Origin of the sequence: Bordetella saccharivorans (genome assembly GCF_045862855.1) — a bacterium.
Taxonomy (GTDB): Bacteria; Pseudomonadota; Gammaproteobacteria; order Burkholderiales; family Burkholderiaceae_B; genus Bordetella_A; species Bordetella_A petrii_F.
This window is the reverse complement of the sequence record NZ_BAAFZO010000001.1, coordinates 3508897-3521892: the sequence shown is the minus strand read 5'-3', so window position 1 is coordinate 3521892 and position 12996 is coordinate 3508897. Positions and strand designations below refer to the sequence as shown.

The 12996-nt window shown below is 68.5% G+C and carries 9 protein-coding genes; 3 read left to right on the top strand and 6 right to left on the bottom strand.

The window, feature by feature from the left end; all coding sequences use genetic code 11:
• Nucleotides 1-29 precede the first annotated feature (29 nt).
• Nucleotides 30-860: an MHYT domain-containing protein gene (locus ACKTT0_RS16785; protein WP_407850947.1), complete on the bottom strand. Its 831-nt coding sequence runs from the start codon at nt 858-860 to the stop codon at nt 30-32.
• Nucleotides 861-1359: 499 nt separating this feature from the next.
• Between ACKTT0_RS16785 and ACKTT0_RS16780 the strand changes: the two genes are divergently transcribed.
• From ACKTT0_RS16780 to ACKTT0_RS16770, 3 genes are all read left to right on the top strand, one after another.
• Nucleotides 1360-3024 carry a ShlB/FhaC/HecB family hemolysin secretion/activation protein gene (locus tag ACKTT0_RS16780; RefSeq protein WP_407852447.1) on the top strand — a complete coding sequence of 555 codons (1665 nt, stop codon included), beginning with the start codon at nt 1360-1362 and terminating at the stop codon, nt 3022-3024.
• A gap of 301 nt (nt 3025-3325) precedes the next feature.
• On the top strand, nt 3326-4885 hold the full coding sequence (locus tag ACKTT0_RS16775; RefSeq protein ID WP_407850946.1) for a collagen-like triple helix repeat-containing protein: 1560 nt from the start codon (nt 3326-3328) through the stop codon (nt 4883-4885).
• Between the two features lie 30 nt (nt 4886-4915).
• Nucleotides 4916-5464: a MarR family winged helix-turn-helix transcriptional regulator gene (locus ACKTT0_RS16770; protein WP_407850945.1), complete on the top strand. Its 549-nt coding sequence runs from the start codon at nt 4916-4918 to the stop codon at nt 5462-5464.
• A 352-nt stretch (nt 5465-5816) separates the two neighbouring features.
• On the opposite strand, the gene ACKTT0_RS16765 is transcribed toward ACKTT0_RS16770, so the two are convergent.
• The 5 genes from ACKTT0_RS16765 to ACKTT0_RS16745 form a co-directional block, all read right to left on the bottom strand.
• Nucleotides 5817-7490: an ABC transporter ATP-binding protein gene (locus ACKTT0_RS16765; protein WP_407850944.1), complete on the bottom strand. Its 1674-nt coding sequence runs from the start codon at nt 7488-7490 to the stop codon at nt 5817-5819.
• Nucleotides 7487-8962, bottom strand: a complete 1476-nt coding sequence (locus ACKTT0_RS16760; RefSeq protein WP_407850943.1) for an ABC transporter permease — start codon at nt 8960-8962, stop codon at nt 7487-7489. Before ACKTT0_RS16760 ends, ACKTT0_RS16765 begins: the two co-directional genes overlap by 4 nt.
• A 5-nt stretch (nt 8963-8967) precedes the next feature.
• Nucleotides 8968-9945 carry an ABC transporter permease gene (locus tag ACKTT0_RS16755; RefSeq protein ID WP_407850942.1) on the bottom strand — a complete coding sequence of 326 codons (978 nt, stop codon included), beginning with the start codon at nt 9943-9945 and terminating at the stop codon, nt 8968-8970.
• Entirely contained in the window at nt 9942-12191 is a 2250-nt protein-coding gene (locus ACKTT0_RS16750) for an ABC transporter substrate-binding protein (RefSeq protein ID WP_407850941.1), read from the bottom strand. Before ACKTT0_RS16750 ends, ACKTT0_RS16755 begins: the two co-directional genes overlap by 4 nt.
• A gap of 118 nt (nt 12192-12309) precedes the next feature.
• Nucleotides 12310-12966, bottom strand: a complete 657-nt coding sequence (locus ACKTT0_RS16745; protein ID WP_407850940.1) for a thermonuclease family protein — start codon at nt 12964-12966, stop codon at nt 12310-12312.
• Nucleotides 12967-12996 lie beyond the last annotated feature (30 nt).

The window sequence follows — 12996 nt, the reverse complement described above, 5'->3', positions numbered from 1 at the left end:
CCCCTACCACCCCGGCAATGCCGGGCTCCCTATCCGCGCCCCGGCGGGCTGGCGGGCACATCGCCCGCCGCCGCCACGGCGCCAGATCCAATCAGCGCATCCACGCGCCGCGCCAGCTTCTGGCGGAAGCGCAGGGACGAGCGGTGCAACTGCCAGCGCAGCAGCGCCAGCGCGACGATCGACAGCGCGAACACCACGTAGGGCAGCGCGGCGCCGCCCACCTGCAGGCCGCCGGATTCGCGTGGCGCGGTGCACACCATGACGCCGGCCGCCGCAGCCGTGTAGTGCATGCCGCAGACGGCGGCGGCCATGACCACCGCGGCCAGGACCCGCTGCCAGGCGGTCTGCACGTTGAAGGCCAGCCACAGCGCGGCGGTGGTCGCGGCCACCGCGACCAGCACCGACAGCACGATCAGCGGCAGGCTCCACAGGAACAGGGCCGGCATGCGCATGGCGGCGATGCCCACGTAGTGCATGGCGGCAATGCCCAGGCCGGCGATGATGCCGCCCGCCAGGCAGCGCGCCGCCGAGAAACGGACGCGGGCCACGTACCAGAGCGCCAGGCCGGAACACGCCACGGCCAGCAGGAAGCTCAGCAGCGTCAGCCATACCTGGTAGCCCGCCTCGAACGGCATGGCCTGTGCCTGCATGCCGATGAAATGCATGCTCCAGATGCCGATGCCGCCCATCGATACGGCGGCAATGCCCACACTGGGCAGCCAGGACACGCCATCGGCGGCGGCGGCGCGGATCTGCGCGGCGGCGCGCAATGCGACATAGGCGCCATATGCGGCGGTCAGGAACGACAGGATGACCAGACCCGCGCTGAACGACAGCGGGACCACTTCGCCAGGAGTCATGAAAGCTTCCGATCGGCAGCAGCCCCCGCGCTCAGCGGCGGGACCAAGGAAGGGGACATGCGGCTAGTTCCACAATGAAAAAGGACAACCAATTGCAACAAATGAAGTTGCATAACGTTCAATATAGTTTCAACTAATAACCAAGAAGGAACATCAGGGTTATTACGTAATTTATGTTTATATTTCCAACTATCCTAACTTATATGCATAATAGCGGCAGATAAGATCGGAAATAAACAACAAAATGCCGAATATTCGTTACATATTGGCAAATATTGCCTATATAGACTACACAAATGATTCAATTTTGTGTTCGTTTATTACGTTGCATTCGGCATCTATGATGTTCGGTGGCAACATTAAGAATAAGAATTAGTTTTTTGTTTCAATCCGGCGGCCGGCTTGCCGGACGCCGGCTTCCCCCCTCGTTTCCGGCGGACCGTTGCCCATGATTGTTTCCTTGCGCACAGGCGTTCTGGCTTCCTCTTTGCTGCTCGCCATGGCGACCGGTCCGACGCATGCTGAAGGACCGTTGCGCGGCAATCCGGTCGACGCGCTGCCCCGCATCCAGACGCCCGCCGCCAGCGACGCTCCCCGGCCGCAACCCGCCCTGCAGGCGCCCACGCCGGAGCAACGCGCCGTGCAGGCGCGGCTGGCCCAGCGGCTGGTGCCGCGCAGCTTCGATGTCTCCGGCGTGCGCGCCCTGCCCTTCGATGAGATCTCGAATCTGCTGGCGCCCCTGGCAGGCAAGGAAACCACGGTAGGCGCGCTGGTGCAGGAAGTGGACAAGATCACTGCGCTGTACCGCGCGCGCGGCTACCCGCTGTCGTTCGCCCTGCTGCAAAACCAGTCGTTCGCCGGCGGGCTGGTGGTGGTCACCGTGGTCGAAGGCTATGTCGGCCAGGTCCGCATCGATGGCGACATCGGCAATGCGCGCGACCGCCTGCAAGACCTGGCCGCTCCGCTATTGCAGGAACGGCCGCTCACGCAGGCCACGCTCGAACGCGTGCTGAACCTGATGCGCGCCGTGCCGGGCGTGCGGTTCCAGCCCAGCCTGGACTTGCCGCGCCGCGCCGACGGCGCGACCGAACTGGCGCTGGATGCCACCCGGCGCCCGGTCACGGCCAACGGCGGGCTGGTGGATCTGGGCACCGGCATGCAGCCCCTGGCGAATGTCGCGGGCAACAGCCTCACGCCGCTGGGCGAGCAGGTGAAGCTGACCAGCAGCGTGCCGCTCAACAGCGATGACGTGCGCTACATTGCCGTCGAAGCCACGGTGCCGCTGGGCGCGGACGGACTGGCCTTGTATGCCCAGGGGCACCATTACCGGTCCCAGCCGCAGGACGATGCGGTCGAGCGGCTGGGCTACGCCCGCGAAGTGACCAACAACCGCGTGGCGCTGGGGCTGAGCTATCCGTTGCTGCTGAACAATCGCCGTTCGTTGACAGCCTCTGCGGGCATGTACGCCGTGGACGCGACCGACCGCTACACGCTGCGCGGCACCGACTACTGGCTGCAGCAAGATGTCGACGTACGGGCGGCGACCGCGGAGCTGCGCTATCGCGACATCCTGCCCAGCCGCTCGACGGAGGCGGGCCTGGCGATATCGCAGGGGTTCAACAGCCTGGGCGCCGACAAGACCGTCGATACCAATTACGGATACAGCGGCGTCGCCCAGGTCGACCTGAATTTCACGCGCTACAACCTCGACCTGAAGCAGACCTTCACGCTGCCCGGCGAGATCGGGCTGGTATTGCGCGGCGCGGCGCAATACAGCGACGACGTACTGCCCAGCTCGGAGCAAGTGTCGTACGGCAGTTGGCGTTATGCGCTGGGCTACCCCCAAGGCGAGAAAAACGGCGACAAGGGAGTGGGCCTGTCGGCCGAAATCAATCGACGCTTCGGGGTAGGCTGGAAGTACCTGAACAGTGTGCAACCCTACGCCGTGGTGGACTATGCGCGCACCTGGTACAACAACCGCGCCATACAAGAGAACAATCCCGGCCACCTGTCCTCGGTCGGCCTGGGCATGCGCTTCACCGACGACAAGTACTACCTGTTCGATGTCAACATGGCCAAGCCGGTAGGCGCCCGCCGGCTCGATGACGGCGACCGCGACCTGCGGTTCAACGCCAACTATTCGCTGTTCTACGACGCCTTCTGAGCGCCGGCGGGCGGCGCGCCGCGCCCGACTGCGTTACGTAACATCGGCCCCCATGTAACGTGACTTGGCCGCGAACTCGTAACGTTCGCAGGTTCGGGACCATCCCAGATTCACGATGGTCGAGCCTGGGCGATATTCTGGGTTATCCGACCAAGCCTTTGATCCGGCACGACTTTTCGGTTTTTCACTGGGTCGCAATACAAGATTTTTCCGGCAGTTTCAAAATTTGGCATGAATTGTGCTTCAAGCGGGATATTCCGGCGTATGTGACGCCGAATAGACCACTGAGAGGAGTGCAATCATGCCTGCGACAACTTCCGAGATTCGTCGTGTTCCCCATCTGCTGGCCCGGACGGCCCTGGTCCTTGCCCTGTCAGCCGCGCTGGCCGCCTGCGGCGGCGGTGGCGGCGGCGACGACGCGATCGCCGGCATCCCGCCGGGGGTCGGCGGCGGTGGAAACGGTGGCGGTGGTGGCGGCGGCGGAGGGGGTGGCGACACGCCCGCGACCCTGCCGCCCGGCCTGCTGGAAACCACGCTCGGCAACACTGGCAAGGCGGTCGACAACGTCGCACCGCTCGACCTGGGCAAGGCCCTGGCGGGCGTCGGCGAGGCGCTCGACCCCACCCTCGCCCCGGTAGTCGGCACGGTCACCGGCCTGACTCAACGAGTCGGCGCCGCGACCGGCCTGGGCGCCCCCGTGGACGGCGTGCTCACCCAAGTGGGCGGCGTGGTCGGCAACCTGGGCGACACCGTCGCCGGCACCGGCCTGCCCGGCGGGCTCGGCGCCGGCGTAGGCGGCCTGGTCAGCGGCCTGGGCGACACCGTCGCCAGCGTGGGCGGCCTGCTCAACGCCAACCCTGACAACCCCCAACCGCTGACCACGGTGCTGGGCAATGCCACCAACGCGGTCGGCGCGCTGACCGGCGCGCTGGCCGGCGAAGGCGGGCTGCTCAATCCTGTCACTGGCCTGGTCGGCAACTTGACCGGCAGCCTGGGCGACGGCCAGCCGCTGCTGGAGCCGGCCTTGGCCAATGTCGGCACGACCGTCGACAACGTGCTGCCGCTGGGCCTGAACCCCGCCCTGGGCGGCGTCGGCGCCAGCCTCGACAACGTCGTCAGCCCGGTGGCCGGCAAGCTGATGGACGTGACCCAGCAAGTAGGCGCGGCCACCGGGCTGGGCGCGCCGGTGGCCGGCCTGTTGACCAGCATCGGCGGCACGCTGGCCGGCGTCGAAGGCCAACTGCCCGGAGGCACGCCGTTGAATGGCGTGGTCAATAACCTGGGGAATGCCGTGGCCAGCCTGGGCGGCGTGCTGCATGGGCCCGGCAACCCCAACCCGCTGGGCGCCACGCTGGGCCACACGACCGCGGCCGTCGCATCGCTGACCGGCGGCCTGGCCGGCGAAGGCGGCCTGCTGGCCCCGGCGACCGGCCTGGTCGGCGGATTGACCGGCGGATTGGGAGGCGGCGGCGCCAATGGCGGCCTGCTCGCTCCGGTGACCGGCCTGGTCGACGGGCTGACTGGCGGCCTGACTGGCGGCCTGGGCGGCAACGCCGGCAATGGCGGCCCGCTCGCCCCTGTGACTGGCCTGGTCGGTGGGCTGACCGGCGGCCTGGGCGGCAACGCCGGCGCCAACAACGGCCTGCTGGCCCCGGCCACAGGCCTGGTGGCGGGCCTGACGGGCGGGCTGGCTGGCGGCGGGGACGCGGGCGGTGGCGCCAATGGCGGCGGCCTGCTGGCGCCGGTAACGGGACTGGTCGGCGGACTGACCGGCGGCCTGGGCGACAACGCCGGCAACGGCGGCCTGCTGGGCGGCCTGGTCGGCGGATTGCTGGGCGGCCTGAACGGCGGCGCCAAGTGATCGGCCGGACGGTGAACGGAGCGTGAACCCATGCTGCAACACCTGGATTCCGTCGTGCCCTTCAGCCGTCCTTCCGTACCGGTTTCGGAAAGCGACGAGACACGGCCAGACATGATCGACGACATCGCGCTGATGCTGGGACGGCAATTCGCCGCCTACACCGCGGCCTGCCAGGCCGCGCTGGCGGAAAGGATGGACATGGCGCTGGCCGACCTCAAGGCGCTGGACCTGGTACTGGAGTTCGAGTCGCTGCCCACCGGTCAACTGGCGCAATTGATGGGCATCAGCCCCGGCGGCGCCACGGCGCTGATCAACCGGCTGGAAGCGGCCGGCTACATCGCGCGCGGCCGGCATCCGCTGGACCGCCGGGTCATCGTGATCCGGCCGGTCCAGGAACGGTGCCGGCCGCTGCTGGCCGAACGGCAAGCCATCGCCCGCGAAGTCACCCTGCTGGCGCGCAACTTCGACACCACGCAGTTGGAGACCGTGCACCGCTTCCTGGCGCAGTGCCTGAAAGCGCTGCGGCACGATACCCGCGCGTGGCTGGAAATGCGCAATGCCCAGCGGTGGGATGATTGACGGGCCAGGCGTCAGGCACCTTTCTTCATAGGCCAGGTGTCTGACACCCATGCCACGATCGCGGCATGCACGCGGCTGCTCGCGGGGTGTCAGACACCTTGTGTCTTGCACGCAGTGGTGATTAGCCATCCCCAATAGCGCGCCAGGTGTCTGACACCCCATGCCATGATCCCGGCATGCACGCGGCTGCCCACGGGGTGTCAGACACCTTGTGTCTTGCACGCAGTGGTGATTAGCTCTCCCCAATAGCGCACCAGGTGTCTGACACCCCGTGCCATGGTCCCGGCATGCACGCGGCTGCTCGCGGGGTGTCAGACACCTTCCCGTTGCTCATGCCCGGCAAGGCCGGCATTCACGCCTGCTTGCCGAACGTCAGCCTGGGCACGGCGTCCAGCAGGCGACGGGTCATTTCGTGGCGCGGCGCGTGCAGGACGGCGTCGGCATTGCCCTCTTCGACGATGCGGCCTTCGTGCATGATGGCGATGCGGTCGGCCAGGTATTCGACCACGCCGAAGTTGTGCGTGATGAATAGATAGGCAATGCCCAACTCGACCTGCAGCTCGCGCAGCAGGTCGAGGATCTGCGCCTGCACGGAAACGTCCAGCGCCGACGTAGGCTCGTCGCAGATCAACACCTTGGGTTCGACCGCCAGCGCGCGCGCAATGGCGATGCGCTGGCGCTGGCCGCCGGAGAACTCGTGGGGATAGCGGCTGGCCGTGTCGTCGGGCAACCCGACGCGCCGCAGCAGGCCTTGCGCGCGCTCGCGGCGGGCCGGCTCGGCCAGGTCGGGGCGCAGCGATGCGATGCCTTCGTCCAGGATGTCGCCCACCCGCATGCGCGGGTTCAGCGAGGCGAACGGATCCTGGAACACGATCTGGATGTCCTGCCGCATGCGGCGCAGTTCGCGGTGGCCGGCGCGCAGCAGGTCGCGCCCCTGCAGCACCGCCCTGCCCTCGACCTTGGCGCCCTCGGCCAGCCGCAACAGCGCCTTGCCGGTAGTCGTCTTGCCGCAGCCCGATTCCCCCAGCAGCGCCAGCGTTTCGCCGGCGCGCAGCGAGAACGTCACGCCATTGACCGCCTGCACCCAGGAATCGATGCGCCGCAACAGGCCCTTGCGCACCGGGTAGTGCACCAGCAGGTCCTGCACATCGAGCACCACCTCGCCCGCCGGCGCCGGCCGCGCGGACGGCGCGGCGCCCGGCCCGCCCGCCAGCGGCCGGCCGCGCTTGGCGTAGGTGGGAATGGCATCGAACAACTGCCGCGCATACGGATGACGCGGCGCGGCGAAGAACACATCGGCCGGCGCGCTCTCGACGATCTCGCCGGCGCGCATCAGGGCCACGTGCTGCGCCACATTGCGCACCACCGCCAGATCATGGGTGATCAGCAGAATCGCCATGCCCATCTCGCGCTGGATATCGGCCAGCAGGTCCAGCACCTGGGCCTGCACGGTCACGTCCAGCGCCGTGGTGGGCTCGTCGGCGATCAGCAGCGCCGGCTCGGCGGCCAGCGCGATGGCGATCATCACCCGTTGTTTCTGCCCGCCCGAAAACTGGAACGGGTAGTCGTCGATACGGCGCTCCGGCTCGGGAATGCCGACGCGGCGCAGCCAGTCGATGGCGCGCGCGCGCGCCGCCGCGCCGCGCAGCGGCGTATGGGCGGTCAGCGTCTCGAGGATCTGTTCGCCCACCCGCATGACGGGATTCAGGCTGGTGGCGGGTTCCTGGAAGATGATGCCGATGCGCCCGCCGCGCACGCCGCGCATGGCGCTCTCGGCCAGCAGGTTCAGGTCTTGCCCGCCCAGCTCGATCTGCCCGCCCACGATGCGGCCGGCGTCGGGCAGCAGCCGCAACAACGCCAGCGCCGTCATGCTCTTGCCGCAGCCGGACTCGCCCACCAGGGCGAATGTCTCGCCGCGCGCGATGGCCAGCCGCAGGCGCTTGACGGCATGCGTCAAGCCGGATTCGCCGGCGATGGCGACGTCCAGGCCGTCCACGGTCAGCAAGGCGTCGGCGGGCCGGCTCATCGCGGGGCTCCGGCATCCGCGACCGGCGCCGCGCTGGCTTCGGCCAGGCGCGCCGGCCGATAGCGGCGCGCGCGCGGGTCGAAGGCCTCGCGCACCGCATCGGCGAACAAGTTGGCCGCCAGCACCAGCGCCAGCATGAACACGAACGCGGTCAGCAGGTTCCACCAGATCATCGGGTCGCGCGACATCTCGAGCCGTGCGCTGTCGATCATGGAGCCGAACGAATTCATGCTGGGGTCGACGCCGATGCCCAGGTAGGACAGCACGGCCTCGTAAAGCACCAGCCCGGAGAATTCCAGCACCACCGTGATGAGCACGATATGCATCACATTGGGCAGCAGGTGGCGCCGCATGATCTGCCAGTGCGATACGCCGAAGGCGCGCGCCGCCTGCACGTATTCGAGCTCGCGCAGCTTGAGGGTCTCGGCGCGCAGCAGCCGGCACAAGCCCGACCAGCCGGTCAGGCCGAGGATCATGCACAGCAGGAACAAGCGCAGGTCGGCGCGCGCCGCCGAGGTATCGAACAGGTCGGGGTGGCTGTCGATGTAGACCTGCATCATCAGCGCGCAGGCCGCCACCAGCAGTACGCCCGGAATGGACGTGAGCGTGGTGTAGACGTACTGGATGGCGTCGTCGATCCTGCCCTTGAAATAACCGGCCGCGATGCCGCAGCCGATGGCTGGCGGCAGCATGGCCAGCGTGGTCAGGCTGCCGATGACCAGCGCCGTGCGCACGCTTTTCAGCGCCTGCCAGAGCACATCGTTGCCGGTGCGGTCGGTGCCGAAGGTGTGATAGCCGGTCGCCAGCCCGGCCACCGCGCCGACCGCCAGGCAAAGCAGCGCGAAAGTGATCCACATGGCGCGCCACGGCATGTCGGTGCGCGCGCCGGCCACGTCGGCCAGCGCCCGGCGCCATGAGGCGCGACCGCGCGCCAGCCCGGCGCACAACAGGACGCCGCCCGCCAGCGCCGCCGCCGCGCCGCCGGCCAGGCCCCAGCCCAGGCGCCGCAAGACGTCGGGCCAGCGCTCCGTGTCCGGCTCGGCCAGGTGTGCGCCGCCGCTGCGCAGGCGCGGAAAGTCGCGCACCGGCTGGCCGTCGATCAGTTCGGTTTCCTTGGTGAACTGGCGGGCCGCCAGCGGCGCGGAGTAGGTCTTTTCGGGACGCGCCAGCACCGTGCCGTCCAGCAGGCCGTCCAGCGCGGAGCGGACCGCCGGGGCATAGATCGGCGGCGCATCGGCCGCGGCGCCCGGCGCGGGCGGCAATTGCGGCCGGTAGTGGATCGAGTCCAGCAGGCCCACCGCCACGAACGCCAGCAGGATCACGGCGGAGCTCATGGCGGGCGCGTCGCGGCCCACGCGCGCCCAGGTCGCGCGCAAGGCCGGGCTGCGGCGCACGCGCCAGGCATAGCCCAGCACGCCCGCCACCAGCAGGAACAGCGCCACATCGGTCCAGAGGAATACGAACTTGGGCATGGCGGTCACTCGAAGCGTACGCGGGGGTCGGCCAGCGTATAGGAAATATCGGCCAGGATCAGGCCCACGATATACAGCGCGGACCCCAGGAACACCATGGCGCGCACGATGGAGAAATCCTGGGCGTTGATGGCGTCGATGGTGTAGCTGCCCAGTCCGGGGATGCCGAAGAACGACTCGGCGATCAGGCTGCCCATGAACAGCAGCGGAATGGCCGACACGGTGCCGGTCAGGATGGGCAGCATGGCGTTGCGCAGCACGTGGCGGAACAGCACCACGCGCTCGGCCAGGCCCTTGGCGCGCGCCGTGCGCACGTAGTCCTTGCCGGCCTCTTCGAGGAACAGCGCGCGGTAGAAGCGCGCCTCGGGCCCCAGGCGCGAGACGATCGCCACCAATACCGGCAGCGCCAGGAACTTGATTGCGTCCAGCCCGCCGGCGAAGCCGGAATACGGTACCAGCCGCAGCACTTTGGAGAACATCCATTGGCCGGCAATGATGTAGAACAGGCTGGAGATCGACAGCAGTATCACGCACAGCACCACGCCCCAGAAGTCGAGCCGGGTGGCGCGGAAATACACCAGCAGCAGCGAGAACGCCACGCTGGCGAACAAGCCCAGGATGAACGTGGGAATGGCCAGCGCCAGGCTCGGGCCCATGCGCATGCGGATCTCGCGGCCGATGTCGTGTCCGGCATCCGAGGCGCCGAACTCCAGCGCCAGCAGCGGCACCGAACGCTGGTAGAACACCGTGTCGGTCAGCCGCGCGGCGCCCTCGGCCCCGGTATTGACGAACAGCGGCTTGTCGTAGCCGTGCTCGGCCTTCCACCGCTCGATCGCTTCCTGGCTGACGCGCTGGCCGCCGATGGCCAGGCGCGCCATGTCGTCCGGGGTGTTGACGGCAAAAAACAGGATGAAGGTGAACAGGTTGACGCCGACCAGGATCAGTACCCCGTACAGCAGGCGGCGGATGATGTAGCCGGTCATGGCCGTTGCTCCTTGGGTCGGGCCGGCGCGGCGCCCGGCCCGAAGGCCGTCTGGCGCTCGCGCCGCTTCAGCGCCACGTACGATGGCCAGATCGCCAGCGCCAGCAGCACGGCCAGCACCCCGAGCGGCCACCACAGCGGCGTGTTCCATTCATGCACCTTGCGGACCCGCAGCGCCGGGTCGATCTTCACGTACTGCAGGGTGTTGCGCACCATCTGGGTGGGCTTGGCGTTGCCCACCCATTGCTGGTAGGCGCCGCCCGACATGGGGAAATAGCCGAACATCCACGGCGCGTCGCGCTGCACGATGGCCACCATGCGGGCGATCACGGTCTCTTTCTCGGGGCCGTCGTCCAGGTATTTCATCTGCTCGAACAGCCGGTCGTATTCGGGGTTGACGTAGTTGGCGGCGTTCTCGCCGCCATGCTTGGCCTTGCCGTTGGGCCCGTACAGCAGGAACAGGAAGTTCTCGGCGTCGGGGTAGTCGGCCACCCAGCCCCAGTAGAAGATCTGCGCGGTGCCGCGCCGCATCTTGTCCTGGAAGCGGCTGTAGTCGGTGGAGCGCACGTCCATCTGGATGCCGATCTTGGCCAGTTGGCGACGCATCCAGTCGAACTGCGGGTTGGCGCCGCCGCCGGTCATGGCGTCGTAGTACAGCACCAGCGGCGCGCCGGTCTCGGCGTTGCGGCCGTTGGGGTAGCCGGCCTCGGCCAGCAACTGCTTGGCGACTTCAATCGGCTTGCGCTGCACCCGGCCGTCGACCTCCCGGTACACCACCGGGTTCATGCCCTCGGGCAGATCGCGGTAGCCCAGCACGCCGGGCGGCACCGGCCCGTGCGCCACCATGGCCTGGCTGTTCTCGAACACGGCCACGTATTCTTCCCAATTGAAGGCGATGCTGATGGCCTGGCGCAGCTTGCGGTTCTTTTCCTGCTGCTCGGGCGTATCGCCCAGCCCCACCACCGGGTCCAGCCAGTTGAAGCCCATGTACCAGCTGGAAGTCTCGATGGCGGTGGGCAGCTGGATGCCATGGTCGCGGTAGCGCTTGGCCTTGTCGGGCGAGTCGCCGGCGGCCACCAGCATGGCCACGCCGTACTCGCCGCGCTCGACCTGCGGGATGTCGTAATAGCCCTGCATGAACTTGCCGGTCAGCGGCACGGCTTCCTTCTCGACGCTGAACACCACCCGATCGACGAACGGCGTGGGCTTGCCGCAATCGGCCAGCAGGCCGGCGGCGCGGTCGGCCGGCTCGCCCTCGCAGGGATACGGTTCGCCGCGGAAGTTGGGGTTGCGCGCCAGCACGTGGCGGCGGTTCTGCAGCGATTCGGCCAGCATGTAGGGGCCGGTGCCCACCGGCCAGGTGTTGAGCGACAGGTCGTGCCCGGCCATGCCGGGCTGGCTGTAGAAGCGGTCGGCTTCCCAGGGGATGGGGGCCGTGAAGGTCATGGCCAGCCAGTACTTGAACTGCGGATACTTGCCCTTGATGCGGATGCGCAGCGTATGGGCATCGAGCGCCTGCACGCCGTCGAAGCCGTCGGCCTCGCGCAGGTCGAGCCAGGGCAGGTCGCGCTGCCCGGCGGGCAGGCCGCGCCGCAGCGCCTCGTCGCGCTGGCGCAGGCGTTCGCTGTAGTCCTGCATGCCGATGATGTAGTCGGCCATCAGCGAATAGATCGGCGAGGCCACCCGGGGGCTGGCCAGCCGCCGGAACGCGTAGACGTAGTCGGCGGCGGTCAGCTCGCGCGTGCCGGTGCGGGGGAAATCCGGCAGGTAGAACTTGTCGTCCAGCTCGCCCGGCTGCAGCGGGAAATAGGTGTAGCCGCCATCGGGATCGCGGGCGAAGGCCGGGTGCGGCTGGAAGCGGATGCCCGGACGGATCCGGATGTCGTACACGCTTTCGGCCACCTGCTGGCCGGGCACGTCCTGGGGCAGGACCTTGCCTTGCGCGTCCAGGTAGCGCGGCTGCGCGACGGCCGCCGCGGCGCGCGGCACCAGCTCGTAGGGCCGCTTGAGATACTGGTAGCCGTACAGCGGCTCGTAGATGTTGTAGGTGTACGGGGTTTCGTCGGTGGAATAAGACCGCGCCGGGTCCAGGTACTTGGGCGAACGCTTGACGAACGCGGTATACAGCGTGTTTTCGGCCAGCGCGCCGGTTTCATAGGGACTGTTGATCGGGTCCCGCGAACAACCCGCCAATGCCAGCACCGACGCCAGCGCCGCTATCGAGATCCCCCGCAGCCATGCACCCATAGAACCATTTCCGTCTCGTTATCCTGCATACAGCCCGGCGCACAGCATAGCAAAGGCTGTCCGCGCGCCCCATCCAGGCAAGCCCGGGCTTGCGCCCGGCGGCTTGCCCTTGGACAAGCTATTGGCAGCGTTGGTTGCGCCAGCATTCGTAGCGCCATTTCCAGGGTTCGGTGGCCCGGGGTCGCTCCCACAGGCCGCGCCGGGCCTGCCGGGCCTGGTCCTGCAGGCCCGGCATGGCCTTGTCGCGCAGGTAGTCGCCGCGCCGCGCGGTGTAGGCCCAGGCGTAGCCGGCGGAGACCTGGGCGCGGTTGGCCGAATTGCCGCCGGGCAGCATCAGCGCGCACACGTCGCGCTCGAACTGGTCCTGCTCGTAGCATTGCGCGGTGAGGGTCTTGCCGCCCACCAGTTGTTCCAGGTGCCGCCGCGCCGCCTCGGCGTATGGCTGGCCAGGTTCGCGCGGGCTATGGCCGTCCTCGGGCGCGTCGATGCTGTCCAGGCGGATGCGGTGCTGGCGCCCATTGGCCCGCAGGGTGACGGTATCGCCATCGGCCACCTTGACGATCTCACCGGTCAGGGCGTAGCGCCCCGGCGGCACGGCGCCGGCCGCCGGCGGCATGGCGGGAGCCGCAGGCGCGGGCTGGCCGGCTGGCGCGGTCGCAGGCGGGGCGGGCTCCCGGCCGCCCTGGAACCAATGGACCAGCGCGGCGGCCAGGGCCACGCCCACGATGCCGCCCAGCCTGCGGCCCAGGCGGCCGAACGAATACGGCTTGCGCAAGATGTGTGTCCCGAAGAATCCAGTGGCCCG

Bases quoted from the DNA above. Each gene is read 5' to 3' on its own strand.
- ACKTT0_RS16785 (WP_407850947.1), bottom strand. From the start codon at position 860: ATGACTCCTGGCGAAGTGGTCCCGCTGTCGTTCAGCGCGGGTCTGGTC.
- ACKTT0_RS16775 (WP_407850946.1), top strand. From the start codon at position 3,326: ATGCCTGCGACAACTTCCGAGATTCGTCGTGTTCCCCATCTGCTGGCC.
- ACKTT0_RS16750 (WP_407850941.1), bottom strand. From the start codon at position 12,191: ATGGGTGCATGGCTGCGGGGGATCTCGATAGCGGCGCTGGCGTCGGTG.
- ACKTT0_RS16770 (WP_407850945.1), top strand. From the start codon at position 4,916: ATGCTGCAACACCTGGATTCCGTCGTGCCCTTCAGCCGTCCTTCCGTA.
- ACKTT0_RS16760 (WP_407850943.1), bottom strand. From the start codon at position 8,962: ATGCCCAAGTTCGTATTCCTCTGGACCGATGTGGCGCTGTTCCTGCTG.
- ACKTT0_RS16765 (WP_407850944.1), bottom strand. From the start codon at position 7,490: ATGAGCCGGCCCGCCGACGCCTTGCTGACCGTGGACGGCCTGGACGTC.
- ACKTT0_RS16780 (WP_407852447.1), top strand. From the start codon at position 1,360: ATGGCGACCGGTCCGACGCATGCTGAAGGACCGTTGCGCGGCAATCCG.
- ACKTT0_RS16755 (WP_407850942.1), bottom strand. From the start codon at position 9,945: ATGACCGGCTACATCATCCGCCGCCTGCTGTACGGGGTACTGATCCTG.